This is a genomic window from uncultured Microbulbifer sp. (assembly GCF_947504145.1).
Lineage (GTDB): Bacteria > Pseudomonadota > Gammaproteobacteria > Pseudomonadales > Cellvibrionaceae > Microbulbifer.
Genome location: NZ_CANNGQ010000005.1, coordinates 172,643 through 196,752, shown reverse-complemented (window position 1 = coordinate 196,752; position 24,110 = coordinate 172,643). Strand labels below are relative to the sequence as shown.

20 protein-coding genes are annotated in these 24,110 nt (G+C 59.9%); 9 read left to right on the top strand and 11 right to left on the bottom strand.

Annotated features, from left to right (window positions below; all coding sequences use genetic code 11):
• Window positions 1-4: 4 nt before the first annotated feature.
• On the bottom strand, window positions 5-580 hold the full coding sequence (locus tag Q1A74_RS16620) for an LON peptidase substrate-binding domain-containing protein (protein WP_299598921.1): 576 nt from the start codon (window positions 578-580) through the stop codon (window positions 5-7).
• Between the two features lie 175 nt (window positions 581-755).
• On the opposite strand from Q1A74_RS16620, the gene Q1A74_RS16615 reads away from it, so the two are divergent.
• The gene (locus Q1A74_RS16615) at window positions 756-1,670 is read left to right on the top strand and encodes a neutral zinc metallopeptidase (protein ID WP_299598919.1); all 915 of its coding nucleotides are present in this window, start codon (window positions 756-758) and stop codon (window positions 1,668-1,670) included.
• 156 nt (window positions 1,671-1,826) lie between these two features.
• On the top strand, window positions 1,827-2,108 hold the full coding sequence (locus tag Q1A74_RS16610) for a peptidylprolyl isomerase (protein ID WP_299598917.1): 282 nt from the start codon (window positions 1,827-1,829) through the stop codon (window positions 2,106-2,108).
• A 262-nt stretch (window positions 2,109-2,370) separates the two neighbouring features.
• On the opposite strand, the gene Q1A74_RS16605 is transcribed toward Q1A74_RS16610, so the two are convergent.
• The 7 genes from Q1A74_RS16605 to Q1A74_RS16575 all read right to left on the bottom strand — a co-directional run bounded on the left by Q1A74_RS16605 (window position 2,371) and on the right by Q1A74_RS16575 (window position 12,564).
• Window positions 2,371-3,210 carry a hypothetical protein gene (locus Q1A74_RS16605; RefSeq protein ID WP_299598914.1) on the bottom strand — a complete coding sequence of 280 codons (840 nt, stop codon included), beginning with the start codon at window positions 3,208-3,210 and terminating at the stop codon, window positions 2,371-2,373.
• A 105-nt stretch (window positions 3,211-3,315) separates the two neighbouring features.
• Window positions 3,316-7,647 (bottom strand): YhdP family protein, encoded by a 4,332-nt coding sequence (locus tag Q1A74_RS16600; protein ID WP_299598911.1) that lies wholly within the window; start codon window positions 7,645-7,647, stop codon window positions 3,316-3,318.
• A 66-nt stretch (window positions 7,648-7,713) separates the two neighbouring features.
• The gene (gene rng, locus Q1A74_RS16595) at window positions 7,714-9,201 is read right to left on the bottom strand and encodes a ribonuclease G (RefSeq protein WP_299598908.1); all 1,488 of its coding nucleotides are present in this window, start codon (window positions 9,199-9,201) and stop codon (window positions 7,714-7,716) included.
• Between the two features lie 13 nt (window positions 9,202-9,214).
• A complete protein-coding gene (locus Q1A74_RS16590) occupies window positions 9,215-9,871 on the bottom strand; it encodes a nucleoside triphosphate pyrophosphatase (RefSeq protein ID WP_299598905.1) in 657 nt (218 codons plus the stop codon).
• 152 nt (window positions 9,872-10,023) lie between these two features.
• Window positions 10,024-10,503, bottom strand: a complete 480-nt coding sequence (mreD, locus tag Q1A74_RS16585) for a rod shape-determining protein MreD (RefSeq protein WP_299598902.1) — start codon at window positions 10,501-10,503, stop codon at window positions 10,024-10,026.
• A gap of 4 nt (window positions 10,504-10,507) precedes the next feature.
• Window positions 10,508-11,359: a rod shape-determining protein MreC gene (gene mreC, locus Q1A74_RS16580; RefSeq protein WP_299598899.1), complete on the bottom strand. Its 852-nt coding sequence runs from the start codon at window positions 11,357-11,359 to the stop codon at window positions 10,508-10,510.
• A 170-nt stretch (window positions 11,360-11,529) separates the two neighbouring features.
• Window positions 11,530-12,564: a rod shape-determining protein gene (locus Q1A74_RS16575; protein WP_043318714.1), complete on the bottom strand. Its 1,035-nt coding sequence runs from the start codon at window positions 12,562-12,564 to the stop codon at window positions 11,530-11,532.
• A 364-nt stretch (window positions 12,565-12,928) separates the two neighbouring features.
• Here Q1A74_RS16575 and gatC point away from each other — a divergent pair, with 364 nt between their 5' ends.
• From gatC to cysZ, 5 genes are all read left to right on the top strand, one after another.
• Window positions 12,929-13,216 carry an Asp-tRNA(Asn)/Glu-tRNA(Gln) amidotransferase subunit GatC gene (gene gatC / locus Q1A74_RS16570; RefSeq protein WP_299598893.1) on the top strand — a complete coding sequence of 96 codons (288 nt, stop codon included), beginning with the start codon at window positions 12,929-12,931 and terminating at the stop codon, window positions 13,214-13,216.
• 49 nt (window positions 13,217-13,265) lie between these two features.
• A complete protein-coding gene (gatA, locus tag Q1A74_RS16565; protein WP_299598890.1) occupies window positions 13,266-14,732 on the top strand; it encodes an Asp-tRNA(Asn)/Glu-tRNA(Gln) amidotransferase subunit GatA in 1,467 nt (488 codons plus the stop codon).
• Window positions 14,733-14,747: 15 nt separating this feature from the next.
• The gene (gene gatB, locus Q1A74_RS16560; protein ID WP_299598887.1) at window positions 14,748-16,211 is read left to right on the top strand and encodes an Asp-tRNA(Asn)/Glu-tRNA(Gln) amidotransferase subunit GatB; all 1,464 of its coding nucleotides are present in this window, start codon (window positions 14,748-14,750) and stop codon (window positions 16,209-16,211) included.
• A 122-nt stretch (window positions 16,212-16,333) separates the two neighbouring features.
• A complete protein-coding gene (locus Q1A74_RS16555) occupies window positions 16,334-16,630 on the top strand; it encodes a PA4642 family protein (RefSeq protein ID WP_299598884.1) in 297 nt (98 codons plus the stop codon).
• 2 nt (window positions 16,631-16,632) lie between these two features.
• On the top strand, window positions 16,633-17,514 hold the full coding sequence (gene cysZ / locus Q1A74_RS16550) for a sulfate transporter CysZ (protein ID WP_299598881.1): 882 nt from the start codon (window positions 16,633-16,635) through the stop codon (window positions 17,512-17,514).
• A gap of 66 nt (window positions 17,515-17,580) precedes the next feature.
• On the opposite strand, the gene rhlB is transcribed toward cysZ, so the two are convergent.
• Entirely contained in the window at window positions 17,581-19,119 is a 1,539-nt protein-coding gene (rhlB, locus tag Q1A74_RS16545; RefSeq protein WP_299598877.1) for an ATP-dependent RNA helicase RhlB, read from the bottom strand.
• Between the two features lie 178 nt (window positions 19,120-19,297).
• Entirely contained in the window at window positions 19,298-19,924 is a 627-nt protein-coding gene (locus tag Q1A74_RS16540) for a DoxX family protein (protein ID WP_299598874.1), read from the bottom strand.
• A gap of 164 nt (window positions 19,925-20,088) precedes the next feature.
• Here Q1A74_RS16540 and Q1A74_RS16535 point away from each other — a divergent pair, with 164 nt between their 5' ends.
• Window positions 20,089-21,441 (top strand): MATE family efflux transporter, encoded by a 1,353-nt coding sequence (locus Q1A74_RS16535; protein WP_299598871.1) that lies wholly within the window; start codon window positions 20,089-20,091, stop codon window positions 21,439-21,441.
• A 151-nt stretch (window positions 21,442-21,592) separates the two neighbouring features.
• Window positions 21,593-23,098: a succinylglutamate desuccinylase/aspartoacylase family protein gene (locus tag Q1A74_RS16530; RefSeq protein WP_299598868.1), complete on the top strand. Its 1,506-nt coding sequence runs from the start codon at window positions 21,593-21,595 to the stop codon at window positions 23,096-23,098.
• A gap of 10 nt (window positions 23,099-23,108) precedes the next feature.
• Here the strand turns inward: Q1A74_RS16530 and Q1A74_RS16525 are convergent, their stop codons facing one another.
• Window positions 23,109-24,017 carry a cation diffusion facilitator family transporter gene (locus Q1A74_RS16525; RefSeq protein ID WP_299598865.1) on the bottom strand — a complete coding sequence of 303 codons (909 nt, stop codon included), beginning with the start codon at window positions 24,015-24,017 and terminating at the stop codon, window positions 23,109-23,111.
• Window positions 24,018-24,110 lie beyond the last annotated feature (93 nt).

Here is a 24,110-nt window from a genome sequence, read left to right as displayed (position 1 = left end):
CAGGTTATTCACTGGACCAGCGATCCAGATTGGCGGCAATATTCGCCAGCCGCTCCAGCGGGTCGTGGCTGGCCAGCAACTCCACCCGCGCCTGATCTTCCAGCGGCAGCAACTGCGCCAGCTGCCAGGACAACGCCTCGGCACTGTCCACCGGCTCGAATTTTAGTGCGAGGATGGCGGCGTGCTGTTTGAGCTCGTTCAGTACCGCCAGCAGGCCATCGCAGCTCTCCGGCACCGGGTGGGACTCTTCATCCGGCAGCCACTCCACCTCCGCCATCAGAAGCCCGTCGTCCTGTGCGGACGTTTCCAGCACGCGAAAGCGGGACTGGCCGGCCACATCAATATGCAGCAAACCCTCTTCGCCCTGACTCCAGTCCACAATCCGCACATACAGCCCCAGCGGCCACACCTCCGCAGCCCCCACCTCCTTACCGCTGCGGATCAGCGCCACACCAAAGCCGGTATCGGTTTTCAGAGACTCGGTCACCAGCCGCAGGTAGCGCTGCTCGAAAATACGCAACGGCAGGGTCACGCCGGGAAACAGCGCCATATTGAGGGGAAAGAGTGGGATAAGGGACAAAATTTCGACTCTCTGGCTGATCGAGGACGGGACAAAGATACCATCCCTGTGGATGGCACAAGAATAATCTCCCGACGGACAAACAAAAAATCGCGCCATCTGTTCTATGCTCAAAGCTATGTGCGGAGCTGAATTGCGGTTGTGATTCGGCGGTTGTGAAGCAAGAGGTATCACCATGCGCTGGCGTCAAGGTCGCAGAAGTTCGAACGTAGAGGATCGCCGCGGAGAAAAGTCCCCCGGTGGCGGAGGCGGCATGGGCGGCCTGGGCAATTTACTGGCCCTGGCACCGTTTCTGCTGCGCAGCAAAAAAGGCTGGCTGATCCTGCTGGCGCTGGGTGCGCTTTACTATTTCGGCGGCAACCTGTTCAGCGGCATGCCGAGTACAGAGTCCCCGAGTCTTGGCCCGGATGCGCAGACCGCGCCGGGGACCGAAGGCGCAGGCGCGGACGACGAAGTAGCACAGTTTGTTGCTGTGGTGCTGGCAGATACCGAGGACACCTGGGGCGGTATCTTCCAGCAGGCGGGCTCCCAGTACACCCCACCCAAACTGGTGCTCTACACCGATGCGGTGCGCTCGGCCTGCGGGCTGAGCTCTGCTGCGGTTGGGCCGTTTTACTGCCCGGGCGACCAGAAGGTGTATCTCGACCTGAGTTTCATGAACGAGCTGAAAAAGCTGGGAGCGCCCGGGGACTTTGCTTTCGCGTATGTGATTGCCCACGAGGTGGGCCACCATGTACAAAATCTGCAGGGTATTTCTGAGAAGGTGCAACAGGCCCGGATGCAGGCGGACAAGGTGACGTCGAACCGGCTCTCGGTGATGCTGGAATTACAGGCAGACTGTTACGCCGGTGTGTGGGCGTTTTACGCACACCGCGACCGCAATATGCTGGAACCCGGTGATATCGAAGAAGGCCTGCGCGCAGCTGCCGCCGTAGGCGACGACCACCTGCAACGCCGCGCTGGCCGCGCCGTATCCCCCGACGCCTTCACCCACGGCAGCGCCGAACAACGGGCCTACTGGTTCAATCAGGGGTTCAGCACTGGCGACGTGAACAAGTGCAATACGTTTGCGGCCCTGTCTGGGCAGTAAACTGAAGTTTGTGCCTCAGAAGGATGCGCCCGGGACCGACACCTTTGCTTCGGCTATTGTGTCTCGAAAAGCCTTCGCATGCTGGCTCCCGTGTTCGTTACGCACTAAGCTTGCCGCTCAAGAAATTATTCATCACCAATAAACAGGGAGACTCCCGTGCCAAGAGCAACAGCCCGCCACATTCTCGTAGAAAGCGAAGCCCAATGTCAGGATCTGAAAAAGCAGATTGAAGACGGTGCCGATTTCGGAAAAATTGCCCAGCAACACTCCAAATGCCCCTCCGGCCGCAACGGTGGCGATCTGGGTGAATTCGGACAGGGCCAGATGGTGCCGGAGTTCGACAAGGTGGTGTTCAACGATGAGTTGAACAAGGTACACGGCCCGGTGAAAACCCAGTTTGGTTATCACCTGTTGGAAGTCACCAGCCGTACCGATTGATATCGCGATACAGGCATCACGTAAGGAATACTGAGGCCTGAATCGAAGGTGCCGATGTCGGGGCAGTCTTACGAGACCTTCAAAAACAGGATGTTTTTGCAGAGCCCCCAGGGCAGATTTTTGCTCCTGCAAAATCTGCATTTCCGCCATCCATGGCGGTCAGATGGGGCGTTCACGGCGTGTCTCGTAAGACTGCCCCCGATAGCGGAACCGCCACGGTGCCCGATACGAAGCACCCGTGAACCACAAGACTGCGAACACATTACTCAGCGCTAGTCTCAGCCTGCCACTCAAACAGGTTCATCTCGATAAAGAAGAACGCGACCAGCCACAGGAAGGCGTCCCAGAAATCCAGGAAGCTGCCGTTGAGGCCCCAGTAGATGGCGCACAGCAGCAGGGTGAAATAGAGCAGGCCCTTGATCACCTGCGAATAACGCATAATGGAATCAGACAGCTGGTGACGCAGTTGCAGCCATACATCGAAGGCCAGGATCGATACCACCAGCAACCAGGCACCGGCATTGATCACATCCACCCACGCCAGCCACTGAATCTCTCGCCAGATCTCCGCATCGCCGACAATCTGAGCCTCGGCCAGGCGCAGCAGGCTCGCGTCTGAAAGCGAACCACAATTCGCCGCCGTCAGCGCCACATAATCATCCTGCTCCAGCACCATCGACCAGCCACCGCTGGCCGCCAGATCACAGGCAGAGCCGGATACCGGCAGCAGATGGGTCAGCGACACCATCTCTGAAAAGTAACCGTAAAACGAATACACGATAAAAACGTAACAGAACGCAGAAACCGCATTCAGCGCCCACTTGGTGCCGCCCTTCAACTTTTCATCGGCGAGCACCCAGGTCTCCAGCTCGAACACCAAAAGCAACAGTACCCAGGCCAGGGTATCAATGGAATCGTTGTACGCTTCGATGATTTTGCCAAAGCTCACGCCGTCGGCAAACACCGTACCCGCGGCTGCGTGATTCTCTACAAAAAAGGCGTAAACGTTGTAGGTCAGCAAGCAGTAAACGGTGTACTTGAAGATCTTGAACAGTGTGTAGCGGTTAAGCGGAATACCGGCCAAAGTGACCACCTCAGACATTGGCGACGCACCTCTGATAGTGAAGTTATTATTCTGTAACTGCTGCTATTCGCAACTTAGAGCGCCAATATCGAATAATAATTCGGTTTTTGCAACTGTTGATCGTCAACTTCGCCCGGCACCATAGGGCATCGGCTTGGTCTTTTTGTCGTTCTGCGTGCCCGCGGGCAGCTCACCGGGTGACTCTTCCCTGCGCTTCACCGGTGTCTCAACGCCCGCAGACTCGGGCTGTAAAGGCTGCTCGCGAACTGCCTTCTCCTGCTTGCGTTGCGCCACAGCACTCCGGCCCTCGCGGCCTGCGGCCCCGTCATCAAACAGTTTGTCGAAGCGCACTTCCGGGTCGGCCCACTCGCCATTGATGCGGTAGCTCACACTGGCCACCCGATCCACCTGCTTCTTGAACACCTTACTGATCAGATAGACTCCTGCCGCGGCAGGCAGGCCACCGGCCAGTGCCGCCACAAACGCCAGGTTATTACCTACCGGCAAGGTCGCCACCAGAGTCAGATTCAGGTCTTCGCGCTGAAGGTTTACCCGGCCAGCCATTTGCAATTCGCTGGTGGGGCCCTCCACCTGAATGGGGACGGCAATCAGCAGCTCGCCATCACCCTCGAAATACACTTCCCCGTGCACCCGGTCGAACGTCAGGCCGCTCTGTACCAGGTCAGAGAAATCCAGACGCAGGCGGCGCGCCCAGGTGTCGAAATTGAACAGGGACAACAGGCGCAGCAGAGAGGTACCGGCGTTATCGCTGGCGCGCATAAAGCGCCCGTCGCGAATGTCGATGCGAATCTCGCCATTGAGACTGTTCGCGCTCACCATGGCCGGTGAGCCCTGCCAGCGCAGTGCGGTATCGAATACCGCACTGCTGCTTTCTATCGCCGCCTCCTGGCCCCAGGCCTGCAGCACGCGACCGAGGTTTTCACCGCGCAGGCGGCCGATGAATTGCGAGGACTCACGGCCTTCGTCATCGCGCATCCACATCAGTTGCGCGCCCAGGCTATCGTCACCCGTCTTGCGTGGTTCGATAGCGATACCGCGCAAAGTACCCTCGATTTCACTCACCACCAGCCGCTGCTGCGAAGGCCGCAACTGGAAGGACCAGGGCCCCATGGGCTCCTCTCCCATCCACAATTTCTCGGTCGTGAAATCCACACTGGGCAAGCTGGTAAAGTCGAATCCCTTCCAGCGATCCTGCAGGCGAGCCGCCAGTGATGGATCACCGGACTCGTCTTCGTCCTCCGTGTTCTCGACCGACTCCGCTTTGCCCGCAAGCGCCGGCAGGCGCAGGTGGACCAGTTCCAGTTGCAGCGGGGTGGTCGCATTCAGCATGCCGCTCAGTTTGCCGGCGGCGGTCTCGCTGTCGAAATCCAGCTTCCAGTCCGCACCCAGGCCGCGCCCGAGTACGTGAATATTCTCAATCCGGGTGGTCTCGGAAATCTGCAAAAGATCGGTGCTGAGATCGAGCTGAATCGGCAGCGGCGCTTCCTTCTCCGGAGAGGTTTGCGCAACAGACTCATCCCCATAATCAGCCCCGCTGGCCGGCACTGGCTCCTCTTCCGCGGAGGGGGCGGTGTAGATCGTCAGTGCTTTTTTCCAGGGTTGCAGGTCTACCAGCGGCAGATCACCAATCACCGAAATACCCGGAGATTTCGGCAGTTTTGCTTCGGCGTTCAACCCGATTGATGCGCGCTCCAGTTTGCCGTCAACCTGCCAGATCTGTCCCTGCAAGTGCTCGCCGTAGCTGAGGTGGTAGAGGTTGCCCTGCTCGCCGATGGGCACCCGCATCACGAAGCGGGATTTTTCCCCGGCGGGTTTTGCCAGTGGCGCAGGCAGATTGACGGCCACCTGCTCCAGGTCGGAAGAGAGTTCCAGCACCGCTGCGTAGGGTTTTTCTTTGGCCGGTGCCGGGATAGTGACCAACGCGGTGTAATCCAGCTCCCCGTCCAGCCACTGCAGTTCCGGCCGCCCGCTCCACTGGCCAATACTCTCGGTCAGCGCTTCGCCGCGCACTACCACCTGGGTATCGCGATGTTCACCCTCGCCCAGGTGCTGGATGGAGGCGCGCAACGGCTTGCCCCACAGTTGGCCGCGGAAGCTGGACCCCTTGAGCCCATCGCGACTGTGGAAGCGGACATTGCCTTCGAGTTGTTCGATATCCAGCTTGAGGTTCTGCAGGGAAAGGCTCGCCCCGGAAAGCGCCAGGTCGACCTGTTGGCTGGGCTCGAATTGCGCACCACCCAGAGGCTGACTGAGCTGCAGGGTTCCCTGCATGGCGCCATCCATAGCCCAACTGTCGAAAGCATTGCCGAGGCGGTCGCGCAGCGGAGACTCCCGCAAAATCTTCAGCCCATCGGTAGCGGGGCCAGCCAGTTCGGCACGCACATCCAGCCTTGAGCCAGTAGTTTCCGGGGACAGCTGCACGGAAACGTTGGCCCCATCGACATTCCACAACTTCGCCCTGGGCGCCACCACCAGCACATTGCGATCGTTGATGCTCAGGTGCCCGTCTACCTCTTCCGCCGCCGGCCAGTCCGGCGCGTATTCCAGGCGGCTATCGCGGATATCCGCCTGCAACTGCACCGTGTGGCGGAAGTCGTGTGCCCCCAGTGCCAGCAGGTCTTCGTCGTCACCCTCGCGGTAGCTGTAACCCCGATAGATAAATCCAGCAGTGGGGATCCGGCCGTCGTTGCGCTTACCGATACTCTGGTCCAGCCACTGGCGCAGGTCATCACTCACTACCGTGGGAACCAGGTGGCGCTGCTCCTGTACCGCGACATCGCGCAATCCCAGTGCCAGAGTGAAATCTGCCGCGCGGGTGTGCGGCTGGAGGGGGATCTGCAACAGAAACTGGCCGCTGAAGTCGCCCCCCGCCGGTACAGCACTGCCCTCCGGCTGAGACACAGCATCCAGCAGGATCGGACCGGAATAGATAGACACGGCATTGTGTTCACGGTCGAGATCCCAGGCCACCGTGCCGCGTGCAGCACCGAACTCAAACGGTTTGTCGTAGAGCAGGGGGAAATGGGCACTGAAGCCGTCGCTACTCGCCAGCTCTACCCGCCCGCCCTTGCCGTTCAGAGACAGGTAGCCGTTGACGCCGGTGACCGCCGGTGCGCCGCGATGTGCCCCCGCCACCACATCACGCAGGTTGGCGGCGACCGTCAGCTCGCCATCGGTCCGCGACAGGCGCACGTTCTGCAAATCACCCGTCGGCTCCAGCGCATTGAGCCACTCGTCCGCTTTCTCGGGTATCAACTCCAGCACCCGCAGTACCCGGTGCCAGGCCTGTAGCTCTATCTGATCCACCGCCAGCTGCAGGTTGCCCTGCTGGTCACCGCTTGCCTGCAGATTGACGTTCGGGACTTCCAGCTGCTGCCAGTTGAGCCCGAGCTCCTGCAATACCAGCCCCCAGGAGTCCCCGGGCAGCCAGCGGCCGGAAATATTGCTGGAAAGTGCATTCAGGTTTTCCAGCGCGCCGGGCGCTTTGTCGTCAGGCTGAGCGTTTTCCTGCTCTCTCGCACCGGAGTCATCGCCGGTACTTTGCATCACCTGGGCAAGGCTGAGATCACCCTGCAGGCTGTAACCGTTGGTGGCATCAGAGCTGAGCCACAGCCGGCCACCGGCAAGTTTGCGCCCGGGCCAGTAGAGCTTTTCCGGTAGCGGCGATAGCTGATACAGCAACCCCACCAGGTCGGCGTCCACCAGCAATTCGTTCAGCTGTACATAGCCCTGAAGGGAAAATTCTTCGCGATTGCGCGGATTACCGTGCCCTTCCAGCACCAGACGCAGACTGTCCTCACCGGTATGCAGGCTCTCCATGGCGCCGGTAACAAACGCGCGTGCGACCAGACGGTGGAAGTCGCCGCTATTTTCCAGCTGGATTTCACGCAGATCCAGGTTGGCAGACTGGCCGTCAGTCAGGGTCAGGCCGATGCTGGCATCACGCACCAGTACCTTGGGGCCCAGCTGAAAAATCCGCGCGGGGTCACCGAGACGAACGCCGCCGTGGGTAGTGTGTTGCGATGGCGCAGCGACTTTCGGAAAACCCTGAACCTGCCAGCCGCCCTCGGTGCGCTGTTCCAACTGCGCGGAAAAACCGTCGACCTCCAGGTTTTTCCAGATCAGTTCGCGGTTCCACAGACTCGCCAGCAGATCCAGATGGAACAGGCCGCGCTCCAGTTTGACCTGCCCCGCTTCACCGATTTTCAGGCCGTCAATCTGCAGCGCCACTTCCAGCGCCTGCCAGCGCAGGGAGATATGCTCCAGTTGCACCGGCGCACCCAGGCGCTCGGAGAACCAGTGACCGATTTCCGGGCTGTATTTGCCCACCTGCGGAGACAGGATGCGGCCGGTCTGCACCAGAATCGCGAGGGATATCACCAGTACCACTACCAGCAGCCAGAATTTGCGCGCAAACCAGCGCAACCACAGCATCAGGATTCCCTCCTGAAGCCACGGGCGGACAGGTTGCGGTCGCCGCAATTGGCGCCGGTGATGCACTCACACCAGTACAATGTCGTACTGCTCCTGGTTGTAAATGGGCTCCACCTGAAACTGGATGGGGCGCGCGATAAATTCTTCCAGATCCGCCACATTGGCGGATTCCTCGTCCAATAGCAGGTCGATTACCACCTGGCTGGCCAGCACCATGATTTTTTCGCTGTCGTAGGCCCGCGCCTCGCGGATGATCTCTCGAAAGATTTCATAGCACACGGTTTCCGCGGTCTTCAACGTACCGCGACCGACGCACACCGAACAGGGCTCACACAGCATCTGGCCGAGGGATTCGCGGGTGCGCTTGCGCGTCATCTCCACCAGCCCCAGCTCGGAAACACCGGTGATACTGCTCTTGGCGTGATCCCGCTCCAGGGATTTTTCCAGGGTTCGCAATACCTGACGCTGGTGCTCAGTGTCCTGCATATCGATAAAGTCGATGATGATGATGCCGCCGAGGTTGCGCAAACGCAGCTGGCGGGCAATGGCGGTGGCCGCTTCGAGATTGGTTTTAAAGATGGTCTCTTCGAGGTTGCGGTGCCCCACAAATGCGCCGGTGTTCACGTCGATGGTACTCATCGCCTCGGTCTGCTCGACAATCAGGTAGCCACCGGACTTGAGAGTAACCTTGTTCTGCAGCGCTTTGCGGATTTCTTCCTCGACGCCGTACAGGTCAAACAGCGGGCGCTCGCCGGGATAATGCTCGATCCTGGGCGCGATTTCCGGAGCGTACTTGCTGGTGAACTTGGCCGCGCGGGCGTGCGCCTCGCGGGAGTCGATACGGATTTTTTCGGTGTGCGGGCGCGCCAGATCGCGCAGGGCGCGCATAAACAGCGGCAGGTCTTCGTAGATGATCGCCGGTTCTTTTTCGGTCTTGATGCGCTGCTCCAGCTCGACCCACAGCTTGTACAGGAAGGGGATATCCCGCAACAGCTCATCTTCGCTGACCCCTTCAGCGACGGTGCGCAGGATAAAGCCGCCGTCGCCACTGTGGCCTTCGTCGGCAAGCTTCGCGGACGCCAGGTCCACCAGGTCCCGCAGGCGCTCGCGCTCAGACTCGTCTTCAATCCGGTTGGAGATGCCGATATGGCGGGTCTGGGGCATATACACCAGATAGCGGGCGGACACAGAAAGATGGGTGGTAAGGCGTGCGCCCTTGCTGGAGATGGGATCTTTCACCACCTGTACCACCAGCGACTGCCCTTCGCGCACCAGCGCGCGGATGTCCGCCACCTCGCCCTCGCGGGACTCCATTCCGTCTTCATCCAGCGGTGCGATATCCGAGGCGTGGATAAAGCCGGCCCGCTCCAGGCCGATATCCACAAAGGCCGCTTGCATACCGGGCAGCACGCGCACCACCTTGCCCTTGTAGATATTGCCGACAATTCCGCGGCTCGCACTGCGCTCCAGGTAAACTTCCTGCAACACACCGTTTTCCACCAGCGCTACGCGGGTTTCCATGGGCGCCACATTAATCAGTAATTCTTCGCTCACTGGGCCATCACTCCTAAATCATCCCTGGGCCGGTCGCCTGGCCGGAAGTGCGCTTGTCGAATTGCCAGTAGGGAATGCCCGCACGCTCCAGAAACCCACCCAGGGTCTCCAGCGGCAATCCCACCACATTGCTGTAACTGCCCTGAATGGACGCCACCAGCAGCGCGCCCATTCCCTGAATGCCGTAGCCGCCGGCCTTGTCCGCCGGTTCTCCGGTATTCCAGTAGCCCTCGATCAGGCGCCGGTCCAGTTCGCGAAACCGCACCCGCGTCTCCACCACCTCACTGAACGACTGTTCAGCACCGGTCAGGCAGATGGCAGTGAGCACGGAGTGTTCACGCCCGGACATCAGGCGCATCATGCGGGCAAAATCAGTGAAGTCGCGGGGTTTCTCCAGGATTTCACCATCCACCACGCCGAGGGTGTCGGCCCCAAGGGACCAGGTATTCGGATTGTCTAGCAGCGCCAGGCCGGCACGGGATTTTTCCTGCGCCAGGCGCAGCACGTACTCCTCAGGAGATTCATTGGGGTCGCGGCGCTCTTCCACAGAGGTTGCTGCAGAGGAAAAAGTCACGCCAATCTGCATCAGAAGCTCCGCCCGCCGCGGGGATGCGGAGGCCAGGATCAGACGCTGCTCTGGAAGGGACTCTTGTGTCTCGAACTGTTGCACTGGCACGGCTTATGGTTATTGACTTATGGTTATCGAACAGACGAATGGGGTCGAATGAAGGCCTGATTATAGCGTCAGCGCTCGAAAAATGACCGCATTCAGTGCGCCACTTAACATTAATTTGCGCTTTGCGACTTTTCACGCACAAAGAGTCAGCGGATCTGCAATCGCGAAGCCATAACGTGCAACCAGGGTGTCACGAGCGGCCACAGCAGGGCGGTGGTGAGCGCCGGCCACAAAAAAGTGAGCCCGGGCACCGGTTTGCCCGCCAGGCTGTGCACCCAGTTCCCCAGTAACTGATGGATTCCCACCAGTACAAATACCCACATCAACTGCTGCCCCGGGTTGAATGCGCGGGTGCGGCGGTAGGTGAGCAGGCTGAAATAGGCCAGCACCGCCAGTGCCAGCGCGTGCGCGCCGAGGGTGGAGCCGGTCACCAGGTCTTCCACCAGTCCCACCATCCAGGCAAAACCAACCCCCAGCTCCTGCGGCATTCGGGTGGTCCAGAAAATCACCAGCAGCGCACAGAAGGCCGGGCGAAACCAGAGCCAGTTGGTGGGCAATGGCATTACCGCGAGCAGCAGGGCGAAAAAAATCGTCAGCAGGATAAACCAGCGATTGTGGGCTTCCATGAATTCAGTCCTGCGGCGCCGGGGCGCTGTCCAGCACCTCATCCAATTCCGCGTCAAACCCGGGCTCCAGACCACTTTCACCGGACTCCTGATCGATCACCGCCAGCACGAAACGGCTGCGATTCATGCGCCCGCGGGGCTGCACATCGACATCCGCAAAGGCGCGCCCCGGGTCGCGTTTGACCGCGGTCACCTCTCCCACCGGGTAGCCCGCGGGGAAGCGGCCGCCGAGGCCCGAGCTGAGCAGCAGATCGCCCTCGCGAATATCACTGGTATTGGCCAGATGGCGCAATTTGAGACGGTAGAGGTCACCGGTGCCCTCGGCCACCGCGCGCACGCTGTTGCGCAACACCTGCACCGGCAGTGCGTGGTTGGCGTCGGTAATCAACAGCACCCGGCTGGAGATGTTGCCCGCCTCAATCACCTGCCCCAGCAATCCACTGGCGTCCATGATGGCAGTGCCCTGGCGCAGACCGTCACTGCGCCCCTTGTCAATGATCACCACATGCTCGAGAGGATCCGGGGAAACACCGATCACCTGCGCCACCAGCACACGCTGGTCCACACTTTCGGCAGAGTTCATCAGTTCTTTCAGCTGGGTATTTTCCGCGCGGACGGCGGCGAGAAGTTGAGTCTGCTGCTCGAGTAACATCACCTGGTGCTGCAGGCGGCTGTTTTCTTCCAGCAGCTCGTCGCGAGTGCGCAGCTGCTCACCGGCCCAGCCACCCACCCGCGAGGGGGTATCGGTCAGCCAGTAAAATGGGGCAGACAAACTGGAGAGGCGCTCGCGCACCGGGTCCAGCCAATCGGTGTAGATATTGATCAGAATCAGCGCAGTCGCCACCGCTCCCAGCACAACAATGCGGGATTCCGGCGACGGGCCTCGGGTAAATAGCGGTTTAATGGGCGGCCCCCATTGACCAGTTCAGCAATGATGTTGTTATTGGCTGTTGCGCGTGTCCATGCGCGGGAGAATCGGCGGTACTCACAATCCCTGAGACCGCCGTTATTGCGACAAAACCTGGATCAGTTGGAAACCAGGTACAGACGGCTCTTGTCCATCATATCCAGCGCCTGACCACCGCCGCGGGCAACACAGGTCAGCGGGTCGTCGGCAACGATCACCGGCAGGCCGGATTCTTCCATCAGCAGGCGATCCAGATCGCGCAGCAGCGCGCCACCACCAGTCAGTACCATGCCACGCTCGGCGATATCAGAGGCCAGTTCGGGGGGAGATTGCTCCAGTGCGCTCTTCACCGCCTGCACGATACCGGTCAGCGGCTCTTGCAGCGCCTCCAGGATTTCGTCGCTGTTCAGGGTAAAGCTGCGCGGTACACCTTCCGCCAGGTTGCGGCCGCGCACATCAATTTCGCGCACTTCGCTGCCGGCGTAGGCACAGCCGATTTCTTCTTTGATGCGCTCGGCAGTGGCGTCGCCGATGACGCTGCCGTAGTTGCGGCGCACATAGTTGACGATGGCCTCGTCGAAGCGGTCGCCACCGATACGTACGGAGTCGGAGTAGACCACGCCGTTCAGAGAGATGATCGCAATCTCGGTGGTACCACCACCGATATCCACCACCATGGAGCCGCTGGCTTCCTCTACCTTCAGGCCGGCACCGATGGCAGCCGCCATGGGCTCTTCGATCAGCCACACCTCACGGGCACCGGCGCCGAGGGCGGATTCCCGGATTGCACGGCGCTCCACTTCGGTGGACTGGCAGGGGACACACACCAGGACCCGCGGGCTCGGACGCATCCAGCTGTTCTCGTGCACCTTTTTGATAAAGTGCTGCAGCATCTTTTCGGTGACCTGGAAATCCGCGATCACCCCGTCTTTCAGCGGGCGGATGGCAGTGATGTTGCCCGGGGTACGCCCCAGCATACGCTTCGCTTCGACACCCACCGCTTCCACGATTTTGGTGCCGTTGTAGTGGCGAATGGCGACAACAGAGGGTTCGTCGAGGACTACGCCGCGATCGCGTACGTAGATCAGCGTGTTGGCAGTACCCAGGTCGATGGAGAGATCACTGGAGAACATGCCCCGCAAACGTTTAAACATGGAATTCGATTACCTTAAATTCTGAAGTACAACACCCAATCTGGGTCAGGTGCCGTGAGCGCCGACTGGAGCCCCCGAGCGCCCCCGGCGGGGAAAGCGCTACAGAGTAGTTAGTCCGCGCAAATAATTCTGTGTTCCGGACGGCGTTTTCGTCCGGTCTTCGACAAATAAGCCAGACGCAATGGTGCCCTGGCCAGAATCGGCAAACTCTAACAACGGCGGGGGTTCAGGGCAAGGATGAATAATAAGGATAAAGAGTTTCCCCCACAGTTATGGTAAATTTGCGCTCCTTCTGTTCCCGCCAGCCCCTGCAAACCGGGCCTGGCCACACATTAGCCACTGAGAAGCTGGAGTCTCTATCCCCATGGCCGTGGACGCGCAAACCGTTGAAAAGCTGGCCGAACTGGCCCGTATCGCCATTTCCAAAGAAACCATAGACGACGTTAGCAGCCGCCTCGGCGACGTACTGCAACTGGTGGACCAGCTGCAGGCGGTCAATACCGACGGCGTCGAGCCCATGGCTCACCCGCTGGACGCCGTACAGGTACTGCGCAAAGACGAAGTCACCGAGCCCAATCGCCGCGAAGACTTCCTCGCCCTGGCGCCGCTATCGGAAGCGGGCCTTTACCTGGTACCCAAGGTCATCGACTGACCCACCAGCTCGCAAGCGAATACAGAATAGACAAGAAACCGGATTTCCAATGCATCAGTTGACCATCGCCGAGATCGTCCGCGGCCTGCGCGACAAACAATTCTCCAGCGTCGAGATCACCACCCACCTGCTGGAGCGTATTCAGCAGCTGGACAGCCAGCTCAACAGTTTTATCACCGTCACCGGTGACCAGGCCATCAAGGCCGCCGCCGCTGCCGACGACCGCCTGGCCCAGGGCGATGCCCCGGCCCTGTGCGGCGTACCTATTGCCCACAAAGACATCTTCTGCACCACTGGTGTGCGCACCAGCTGCGGCTCGAAGATGCTCGACAACTTCATCCCGCCCTACGACGCCACCGTGGTGAGCAACTTTCAGCAGGCGGGTGCGGTCAGCCTGGGTAAAACCAATATGGACGAGTTCGCCATGGGCTCCTCCAACGAATCCAGTTTCTACGGCGCGGTGAAAAACCCCTGGGATATCGAACGTATTCCCGGCGGCTCTTCCGGTGGTTCCGCCGCCGCCGTCGCCGCGCAACTGGTGCCCGGCACCACCGCCACCGATACCGGCGGCTCCATCCGCCAGCCCGCGGCCATGACCGGTACCACCGGCCTGAAGCCCACTTACGGCAGAGTATCCCGCTGGGGCATGATCGCCTTTGCCTCCAGCCTCGACCAGGGCGGCCCTATTGCCCGCACCGCCGAAGACGCCGCACTGATGCTGTCGGTCATGGCCAGCCCGGACAAAAAAGACTCCACCTGCCTGGACCACCCGGCAGAAGACTTCAGCGCCAAGTTGAACGACAGTATCCAGGGCCTGAAAATTGGCGTGCCGTCCGAGTACCTGAGCGACGGCCTCGATACCGAAGTGCGCGAGCGTGTACAGGAAGCGCTGAATGAATACGTAAAGCTCGGCGCCGAGCTGGTAGAAATCAATCTGCCCCACAGCAACCTTGCGGTGCCCGCCTACTACGTGATCGCACCTGCCGAAGCCTCCGCCAACCTGTCCCGCTTTGACGGTGTGCGCTACGGCTACCGCTGCGAGAACCCCGCCGACTTGCGCGACCTGTATATGCGCTCCCGCGGCGAAGGGTTTGGCGAGGAGGTGAAGCGCCGTATTCTTGTAGGCAGCTACGCGCTGTCCGCCGGTTACTACGATGCCTACTACAACAAGGCCCAGCAGGTGCGCCGCCTGATCAAGCAGGACTTTGTCGACGCCTTCGACAAGGTCGATGTCATCATGGGCCCCACCGCACCAAACCCGGCGTTCAAGCTGGGCGAAAAAAATTCCGATCCGGTGGCAATGTATCTGGAAGACATTTACACCATCGCCACCAACCTCGCCGGCCTGCCCGGCATGTCCATCCCCTGTGGTTTCGCCCGCGGTCTGCCCGTCGGCCTGCAGATCATTGGCAACTATCTGGACGAGGCGCGCATGCTGAATGTGGCGCACCAGTTCCAGCAAGCCACTGACTGGCACCAAAAAACTGCCCCTGCAACAACCCCGACAGCAGAATAAAGAAGGAGACGCGACGTGGAATGGGAAGTCGTCATCGGGTTGGAAGTTCACGTACAACTGGCCACCCAATCAAAAATTTTCTCCGGCGCCAGCACCGCCTTTGGTGCCGCCCCGAACACACAGGCCTGCGCAGTAGACCTGGCTATGCCCGGCACCTTACCGGTCCCGAACGAAGAAGCCTTCCGGTTCGCCGTCATGTTCGGCCTGGCGATGAACGCGGGTATCGGCAAGCGCTCGGTATTCGAGCGTAAAAACTACTTCTATCCGGACCTGCCCAAGGGCTACCAGACCACCCAGCTGGAAAAGCCCATCGTCGGCGAAGGTCAGATCGAGATTCACCTGGAAGACGGCAGCAGCAAGACCGTGCGCTTGCACCATGCGCACCTGGAAGAGGACGCGGGTAAATCGCTCCACGAAGCTGTTTTTGATTCTGGTCACGGCATGTCCGGTATCGACCTGAATCGCGCCGGCACCCCGCTGATCGAGATCGTGTCCGAGCCGGATATGCGCAGCGCCGCGGAAGCGGTGGCCTACCTGAAAAAGATTCACAGCATCGTCACCTACCTCGGCATTTCCGACGGCGATATGTCCCAGGGCTCACTGCGCTGCGACGCCAACGTTTCCGTACGCCTGAAGGGCGAGGAAGAACTGGGCACCCGTGCCGAAATCAAAAACCTGAATTCTTTCCGCTTTATCGAGAAGGCGATCAAGGTAGAAGCCCAGCGCCAGATCGACCTGATCGAAGACGGCGGCAAGGTGATACAGGAAACCCGCCTGTACGATGCGGACAAAAACGAAACCCGCTCCATGCGCAGCAAGGAAGTCGCCAACGACTACCGCTACTTCCCCTGCCCGGACCTGTTGCCGGTGGTACTCACCGACGACTACATCGAACAGATTCGCGGCGAGCTGCCGGAACTGCCGGATGCGAAATGCGCGCGCTTTGAAACAAATTACGGCCTGTCTGCTTACGACGCAGACCAGCTTACCCAGGAGCGCGCTACTGCCGATTACTTCGAACAGGTCGCTGCTAAAAGTGGCGAACCAAAACTGGCGGCGAACTGGGTGATGGGTGAACTGGCGGCGCTGTTGAACCGCGAGGAGAAATCCATTGCCGACTCTCCGGTTTCTGCCGAGCACCTTGCCGGATTGATTGCACGCATCAAGGACAACACCATTTCTTCCAAAATCGCCAAGCAGGTGTTTGAGGCGATGGCAAATGGTGACGGCGACGCAGATGCGGTGATTGAGGCCAAGGGACTCAAGCAGGTTTCTGACACCGGCGCCATCGAGAAGATGGTAGACGAGGTGATCGCGAACGCCTCTGCCCAGGTTGAAAACTATCGCAATGCCGATCCAGACAAGCGCCCCAAAATGATGGGCTTCTTTGTTGGCCAGATCATGAAGGCCTCCAAAGGGCAGGCGAATCCGCAGATGATCAATAAGATTCTGAAAGAAAAATTGGACGCTCTGCTCTGATTTTTGGCGCGGAGGTATTGGTGGTTCTACCCATCTCCGGCAGCGCCGCCACCAAACCGCCCGACAAGGAGCGGAGGTGGAACGGGCACAATAGAAAACCAGACCACGAAAGGAATTAACAAGTGAGCCTGAAAAAAGACAAACAAAAAGTCCTCGGTGAAGTCTTCGACGACGAGCGTATCGCCGGATTTCTGGTCGGTGATGCACCGGAAGGATTCAACCGGGATTTCTATCTGCTGGAGCGCGCCTACCGCGGCATGAAGGCAGAAAACTTTGAAACCTTCGTCCGACTGTTCAAAGAACAGAACCTGGACCTGAACAGCCAGAGCCCCGAAGGCCAGACCCTGCTCACGCGTATTGGCGAGCACAAACAGTCTGCCGAATACGTCGACATCCTGAAGGCAGCGGGAGCCGAGTAAACATGACTTCCAACCCGGCACATGGCGTACACGCACTGATCCGGGGGGCGCAGTTGCTTACCCGGAAAGAGCTGCGCCCGTTTATCATCATGCCCCTGCTCATCAACCTGGTGCTGTTTATCGCACTGGGCGCCATGATGATCAGCCAGTTCGACGACCTCGGGCGCTATATCAGCAGCCTCCTCTCCGATACCCCCGTCGACACCTCCGATATGTCCTGGTGGCGCGCCATTTTAGCCAAAGGGGCAGACTGGGCTGCCAGCGTATTCCAGTGGCTCGCGTGGCTGATCGCGATCGTCGTCGTACTGCTGTTCTTCTTTGTCTACGGCTACCTGTTCGGCATCATCACCAACATCATTGCCGCACCCTTTAACGGCTTCCTCGCGGAAAAGGTCGAAGAGCTCCTCACCGGCCACCCGCCACCCCCAGAATCCCTGGGTAGCATGATCTTCCGCACCCTCGGCCGGGAACTGCGCAAACTCATGTACTTTATCGGCTGGGGCCTCGTCATATTCGTCATCGCCCTGCTCACCAGCTGGACCGTTTTCATCCCCGCTATTCTCGGCGCACTTTGGGGCGCCTGGTGCATGGCAATCCAGTACGTGGACTACCCACTGGACAACCACCAGCGCTCCTTCAGTGAACTGAAAAGTGTCCTCATGCGCAAAAAATTCACCACCTTGGGGTTTGGTGGCAGCGTGATGCTGGCGAAGATGGTGCCGATCCTGAATATCTTCGTGATGCCCGCGGCAGTAGCGGGTGGAACGGCCTTGTGGGTAGAACGAATCTGGGCAGAAGGTGACCCGGGCCAAGGGCCGAACGGACACAGCATCCCCATCGAAAAGCCACAAGACCCAGCCACAAAAAAATGGCCCCAAAGATAAAAGCTCAATAAAAACCAGGCAGAAACAAAAAACGCGGGTATCAACCCGCGTTTTTTATTTCACAACTTATCGGCGTGGACGGCCGCCGCCACCGCTGCGACGACCGCCGCCACGATTACCACCGCGGTTACCTCGATCGCCTTTATCTCCATAGTCGCGCTTGATGTGCACCTTCGGCGGCTTGACCAACAGCTCCTCCGGCGGCACTTCGCACTTCAGTTTGTTACCCAACAGCTTCTCGATGGGCTCCAGGCGCATGGCGTCGTCTTCACAGGCGAAGCTGATGGAGGTGCCACTTTTACCTGCGCGGCCAGTACGACCGATTCGGTGTACGTAATCTTCCGGCTCTTCCGGCAGGGTGTAGTTCACCACATGGCTGATGCCGTCGATGTGAATACCGCGGCCCGCCACATCGGTGGCTACCAGTACTTTCGATTTACCGGTTTTAAAATCATCCAGTGTGCGCACGCGCTTGTTCTGCGCCACTTCACCAGACAGCAGTCCCGCGGCGATGCCGTGGGCCACCAGATTTTCGTGCAACCGGCGGCACTGGTCGCGACGGTTGGCAAAGACGATCAGGCTTTCCACATCGTCCTGCTGCACAATATTGAACAGCAGCGGGTATTTTTCGTCACCGGAAACCAGATAGACATGCTGGGTGACGGTATCGGTGGCCACGTGTTCCGGCTCGATTTCCACAATCACCGGCTCAGAAGTCCACTGCTCTACCAGATCGTCTACTTCCGGGGTAAAGGTGGCAGAGAAGAACATGGTCTGGCGATGGGTCTTGCGCGGGGTCTGGCGCACGATGCGGCGCACATCGGGGATAAAGCCCATATCCAGCATGCGGTCTGCTTCGTCAATCACCAGAATTTCGGCCTGATCGAGGAAACAATCGCGCTTGCTGACGAAATCCAGCAGGCGGCCAGGGGTGGCCACAAGAATGTCCACAAAACGCTCGTTCAATGCGGTCTGCTGCTTCTGGTAATCCATGCCACCCACCAGGGTGTGGATTTCCAGATCCGTGTATTTACACAGCCCCTTGGCGTCGTCGGCGATCTGCATCACCAGTTCGCGAGTGGGCGCGATGATCAGCGAGCGAGCTTCGCCGGCATAGCGCTCACCTTCAAACGGGTGCTTGAGCAGGTCGTCGATCACGGTGATCAGGAAGGCGGCGGTCTTGCCGGTGCCGGTCTGAGCCTTGCCCACCATGTCGTGGCCGTTCAGGGTGTGAGGGAGCGACTGGCCCTGAATGGGCGAGGCGTACTCGAAGCCAAGATCGGCTATAGCGCGCATGAGCGGCAGCGGCAGGTCCAGATCGTGGAAGCGGACCTTGCCTTCCTGCTCTGGCACCTGGAACTCATCCAGGCTCCAGGGCTTTTCAGGGGCCTTCTTGCGGGTGTCTTTGCGCTTGTCGCGACCGCCCTCCCCTCCGCCGCGGCGCCGGTTGCGCGGACGATCATTTCCGGAGCGGCCTTCTTTGCCGGTGTCTGCCCGCGCAGATTGCTTACTCGGTGCGGCATCAGGCTTCGAAGCTGCGGTTTTTTGCCCCTGTGCTGCGCTTTCGGACTTGTCAGACGAACGACGGAAAAACTTGCCTATCAAAAGATTGCTCGCTTAATTGCGCCGGGCGACCAACTGGAATGGGCCTCTCCCGGTGCTGCCAGTGACCACTAGACCACGACAACGGGTTAAATAATCGGCGAGTATATCATTTATATGGGAATGGCGAGCTATCGCCCGGCAAACAGCAATTTCTCGGTAAATCTGCCGGATCTGCGGCTCAGTCCTGCAACAGCCCCCGGTGACGGGCAATCCAGTAATCCAGGCTCACATAACGCCCGGCTCCGGTGAATAGCAGCGCCAGCAGCATGGCGAAGTAAGTGGCCGCAAACTCGATGCCGTTCTTGAGTACGGTGAAGTTACCCGCCTCGGTCAGCCACGCGTAGTTGCCATGGGCCTTGAGCAGTTCCACCGCTTTCTCCTTGCGCTCCACCCCCTCCTCGATCAGGTCCACACGCCACTCCCAGGGCATGGTCAGCGTCTGCTCCGGCAAGGCGTGCCAACCGTACTGCCAGTGCGCAGTCGCTGCGGCCACCGCCATGGTAAACATCAGGGGAATGGCGGCGAGCCGCACCCCCAAGCCCAACACCAGGGCGATACCGCCAAGAAACTCAGTGAGTGCCGCCAGCCAGGCCATCAATACCGGCGCGGGCAACCCCAGACCCCAGTCGGGATCGCCAAACCAGGCCGCCACATCGTCGATGCCGGTGATTTTGTTCCAGCCCGCGAGAATGAAAATCGGGCCCAGAAACAGCCGCAACACCAGAGGACCCAACCCATCGAAGGGCCGCAGCAAGTGCAGAAAACAACGGTAAATCCGATTGAACCCGTTGTGCGCCCCATCCATAATCCGCTCCCGTTAAAACCAACACTGATCGCCGTATTATTCTGGCCCCGCCTGGTCGCGAAGCTGGGAGTGTTATTACACTCTTGCCAGCAAGAATTCACCGCCCAAAATTCGCCCAGGCTGGCCGGAATTTCCAATCAGTTTAGCCAAGCTGTACCAACCCCATGCCCAGACTCTACAAACGCGCCACAGCCACGGAGCTGCGCCACCTCGCCAACCTCGGTGGGCCGCTGGTTGTGAGCAATCTGGCGGTGGTGAGCATGGGAGTGACCGACACCATCGTGGCCGGGCAATCCGGTGAGATGGATCTTGCGGGACTGGCGCTGGGCTCCAGTATCTGGGCGGTGTGCGCGGTGGTGCTGATGGGCATGCTGGCGGCACTATCGCCCATCGTGGCCAATTTGCGCGGTGCGCGGGACGAGGCAGGCTGTGCGCAACAGATGAGCCAGTCAATCTGGATCGCGCTGATCGGCGGTGTTCTGGTGGCCGGCGCGCTGCTGCTGGCGCCCCTGTGGAGTCAGTGGATACAGACCGAGGAGCCGGTGCGCAAGGTGATGGTGCAGTATCTGCTGGCGCTCGCTACCGGCGTACTGCCGTTTGCCTTTGGCAGCGCCCTGCGCGGTTACTGCGAGGGCATGGCACAGGTGCGACCAGTAATGCGCATCTATCTCGCCGCCGCGGCGCTGAATATCCCCCTGGATATCCTGCTGGTGTTCGGCTGGGGCCCGATTCCCGCCATGGGTGGCGCCGGCTGCGGCTGGGCCACCAGTCTGGTGTGCTGGTGTATCGCCATCGCCCTGTTCTGGCACGCGCGCAAGGACCCGGCGTATCGCGCGCTGGATCTGAAACTGCTGCCGCCGCGCCCCCACTGGGCCACCCTGAAACACCTGCTGGCGGTGGGTATGCCGATCTGTATTGGCGCAGCCAGTGAAGTCACGTTTTTCGCCAGTCTGACGCTGCTGCTGGCCTCCTACGGCGCCACCATTGTCGCCGCTCACCAGATCGGCCTGAGCATCGGTTCCACCTTCTATCTCGTTGCGCTCGCCCTGGCCCAGGCCGTGAGTATTCGCACCGCCCAGGTTCTGGGGCAACACCGTCCCAAGCGTGCACGCTTTGTGAGTATCGTCGGTGTCGGCAGCGGGCTGGTCTACGCACTGTTCACCGGGGTAATACTGATTGGCCTGCGCCATGTGTTGGTACTCGCTTACACCGACAACCCAGACATCATTGCCATCGCCAGCAACCTGCTGCTACTCGCCGCCGCTTTCCAGCTAGTGGACGTCACCCAGGCCATGGTGTGGGGCGCACTGCGCGGTTACAAGGACACCCGGGTGCCCATGTATATGCAGCTGGTTTCATACTGGGGCGTGGGGCTGACCACCGCCTACTGGCTGGGCGAGCAGTACTGGGGGGTGTACGGATACTGGACAGGCCTGTGTATCGGCCTCGGTACCGCCGCGCTATTGCTACTATTGCGGCTGCGCCAGACCAGCCGCCGCGCTCTTCTCCAAACCTGATCACCAGATTCGCCAATTGCCGCGCAAATTCCCGGGAACCGATTGGCTATACTCGCGCTCTCAGCAACCAGACCGCTGAATCATCCCGCTCGGCCTTGTCACCGGCGTCAATGATTCCGGTCACCGGCAATATCCACAAACGGAGCTTTTCATGCGTCATCGCTCTCTGAGCATTTCCCTGCTGTTCACCCTTTCCTGTTTTACGTCACCCGCAGTATTTGCCGAAGAGTCCGACGAAAATGGTGAACCGCTAGAGATTCAGGAACCGGCAGAATCGGCCCCCGAGCAGCCGCAGGAAAGTGAATCACTGCTGGAGGGCGCACAGCTGGAATCCGGAGACAGGCCGGAAAAACCAATGCCGAAAGCCAAGAGCATCGAGCTGGACAAGCCGGTGAGCGAAAAAGAACTGGTTGCACCACCGCAATCCGATACGGACGAAGCACTATCGCCCGAAGTCTCAAAAACTTTGCCACCATCTCAGCCGCCACCTCAATCTCCGGAACCGGCTGAACCCGAGACACAAGAGCCCGTGGGCCATCCACTGCAACTTCTGGGTTCGGAAGTGCCTCCCGCCACGTCCACCCGGCTGGCCTGGTCCCCCAGCCAGCACTTTGAAGGGGTGTACAGCGCAACACCGGTGCTGGTGGTCAATGGTGCAGAAGCCGGCCCGACACTGTGTGTCTTTGCCGCTATTCACGGCGACGAATTGAACGGTATCGAGACCGTGCGCCGGGTGATGTACAACCTGAATCCGAAGACTCTGAAAGGAGCAGTGATCGGCGTACCCATCGTCAATATGCAGGGGTTTCACCGCAGCTCGCGCTACCTCACCGACCGCCGCGACCTGAACCGGCACTTCCCCGGACACAATCAGGGCTCTTCCGCTTCCCGCATCGCGCGCTCGTTTTTTGATGAAGTGGTAGTGCACTGCAATGCAATTGTGGACCTCCACACCGGCTCCTTTTATCGCACCAACCTGCCCCAGCTGCGCGGAGACCTGAAAAACCCGAAAGTAGTCAAACTCACCAAGGGTTTTGGCTCAACCGTGGTCCTACACAGTGACGGCGCCAAAGGCACCTTGCGCCGCGCAGCAGTGGAAGCGGGCATTCCCACCGTGACGCTGGAAGCCGGTGCCCCCATGGTGTTGGACGAGCCCTCAGTGAGCCACAGTGTAAAAGGTGTGCGCACCCTGCTGAATCAGCTGGGCATGGTGAGTAAATTCCGCCTGTGGGGTGACCCCGAGCCGGTCTACTACAACTCCACCTGGCAGCGCGCCACCACCGGCGGGATTATTTTCAGCAAGGTGGAACTGGGCTCAACCGTGAGTAAGGGTGACCTTCTCGGCACCGTCACCAATCCGATCACGAATGTGCGCAAAGAAATTCGCTCCGAGCACAACGGCCGGGTTCTCGGCATGGCCATGAACCAGGTGGTACAGCCGGGATTCGCCGCCTACCACATCGGGATTCAGGCACCGGAGGAGCAGATTCCGGCGCCGGAGGAAGTCACTGCCGGGTCGGAGCCCATTTCGATCGATGGTTCAGGCTCCGCGGAACCGCAACGAGAAGCAGAAGCGGAAGAAGCCGCCGATGAAACGCCACTAACAAGCGGCTCCGAGCCTCCGATGGATCACGACGAAGAAAGTGAAGAGGACTGAGACCTGAGAACTAAGGTTTCGGCGAGCTCACCCGATCAATAATCGGCGTGGGATCCTGATGCAACGGCTCCGGCTGCAAGGTGACGTGATGAATGTCGAAACGCTGAATCAGCGTTTTCCGCAACCGCTCCAACACCTGCGGCCAGGCTGCCAGGTCATCCACTACGATATGCGCAGACAGGGAAATCATACTGCTGTCCAGGCGCCAGATATGCAGATCGTGCACGGAGCGCACACCTTCCTCCAAAGCCATAGCCTCACCGACCACCGGCAGGCTCAGCTCTCTGGGTACCCGCTCCATCAATACGTCCACGGCATCCCGCAACAGTTTTACGCTGGAAAACAGGATCAAAATACAGATCAGCACTGACAGCAGCGGGTCGATGGGTGTCCAACCGGTGAAATAGATCACCGCTCCCGCCACCAGAGCTGCAACAGACCCCAGCAAATCCCCCATCACATGCAGCAGTGCGCCGCGAATATTCAGGGTCTGTTCGCCCCGGTGTAACACCCAGGCCACAGCGATATTCACCAATAGCCCGATCGCAGCGATCACCATCACCATACCGCCCTGTACCGGCTGCGGATCGCGCAGGCGATTGAAGGCTGCGATGGAGATGCCAACAACAATCAGCAGCATCAGCACCGCGTTGATCAGCGCCGCCAATACTTCTGCGCGGCCCCAACCGAATGACATTTCCCGGCTGGCCGGTTTCTGTGCGAGCAGTGCGGCCACGGCACCCAGCGCCAGAGAAAAGGAATCAGTGATCATGTGCCCCGCATCGCCGAGGAGCGCAAGGGAGCCGGAGATCCAGCCACCGATGGCTTCGACCATGGCGAAGGCGAGGGTGATGACGAGGCCCCAGACCAGAGGTTTCAGGCGGCTGCTGCCGTGGTGATGGTGGACGTGATCGTGCATGGAATCCTTCCCAATGAAAGTGCACTTATTGTAGGAGCCTGCCCTGCTGACAAACGGGGTGTTCTGCGAATGGTTCGTCTGGAGAGCCGGCGC

What these genes read in the sequence shown, in the direction of transcription:
- cysZ (WP_299598881.1), top strand. Translation starts at nt 16,633, where the DNA reads ATGACTTCCAACCCGGCACATGGCGTACACGCACTGATCCGGGGGGCG.
- Q1A74_RS16525 (WP_299598865.1), bottom strand. Translation starts at nt 24,017, where the DNA reads ATGCACGATCACGTCCACCATCACCACGGCAGCAGCCGCCTGAAACCT.
- Q1A74_RS16605 (WP_299598914.1), bottom strand. Translation starts at nt 3,210, where the DNA reads ATGTCTGAGGTGGTCACTTTGGCCGGTATTCCGCTTAACCGCTACACA.
- Q1A74_RS16540 (WP_299598874.1), bottom strand. Translation starts at nt 19,924, where the DNA reads ATGGATGGGGCGCACAACGGGTTCAATCGGATTTACCGTTGTTTTCTG.
- Q1A74_RS16575 (WP_043318714.1), bottom strand. Translation starts at nt 12,564, where the DNA reads ATGTTTAAACGTTTGCGGGGCATGTTCTCCAGTGATCTCTCCATCGAC.
- Q1A74_RS16535 (WP_299598871.1), top strand. Translation starts at nt 20,089, where the DNA reads ATGCCCAGACTCTACAAACGCGCCACAGCCACGGAGCTGCGCCACCTC.
- gatC (WP_299598893.1), top strand. Translation starts at nt 12,929, where the DNA reads ATGGCCGTGGACGCGCAAACCGTTGAAAAGCTGGCCGAACTGGCCCGT.
- mreD (WP_299598902.1), bottom strand. Translation starts at nt 10,503, where the DNA reads ATGGAAGCCCACAATCGCTGGTTTATCCTGCTGACGATTTTTTTCGCC.
- Q1A74_RS16615 (WP_299598919.1), top strand. Translation starts at nt 756, where the DNA reads ATGCGCTGGCGTCAAGGTCGCAGAAGTTCGAACGTAGAGGATCGCCGC.
- Q1A74_RS16600 (WP_299598911.1), bottom strand. Translation starts at nt 7,647, where the DNA reads ATGCTGTGGTTGCGCTGGTTTGCGCGCAAATTCTGGCTGCTGGTAGTG.
- Q1A74_RS16530 (WP_299598868.1), top strand. Translation starts at nt 21,593, where the DNA reads ATGCGTCATCGCTCTCTGAGCATTTCCCTGCTGTTCACCCTTTCCTGT.
- gatA (WP_299598890.1), top strand. Translation starts at nt 13,266, where the DNA reads ATGCATCAGTTGACCATCGCCGAGATCGTCCGCGGCCTGCGCGACAAA.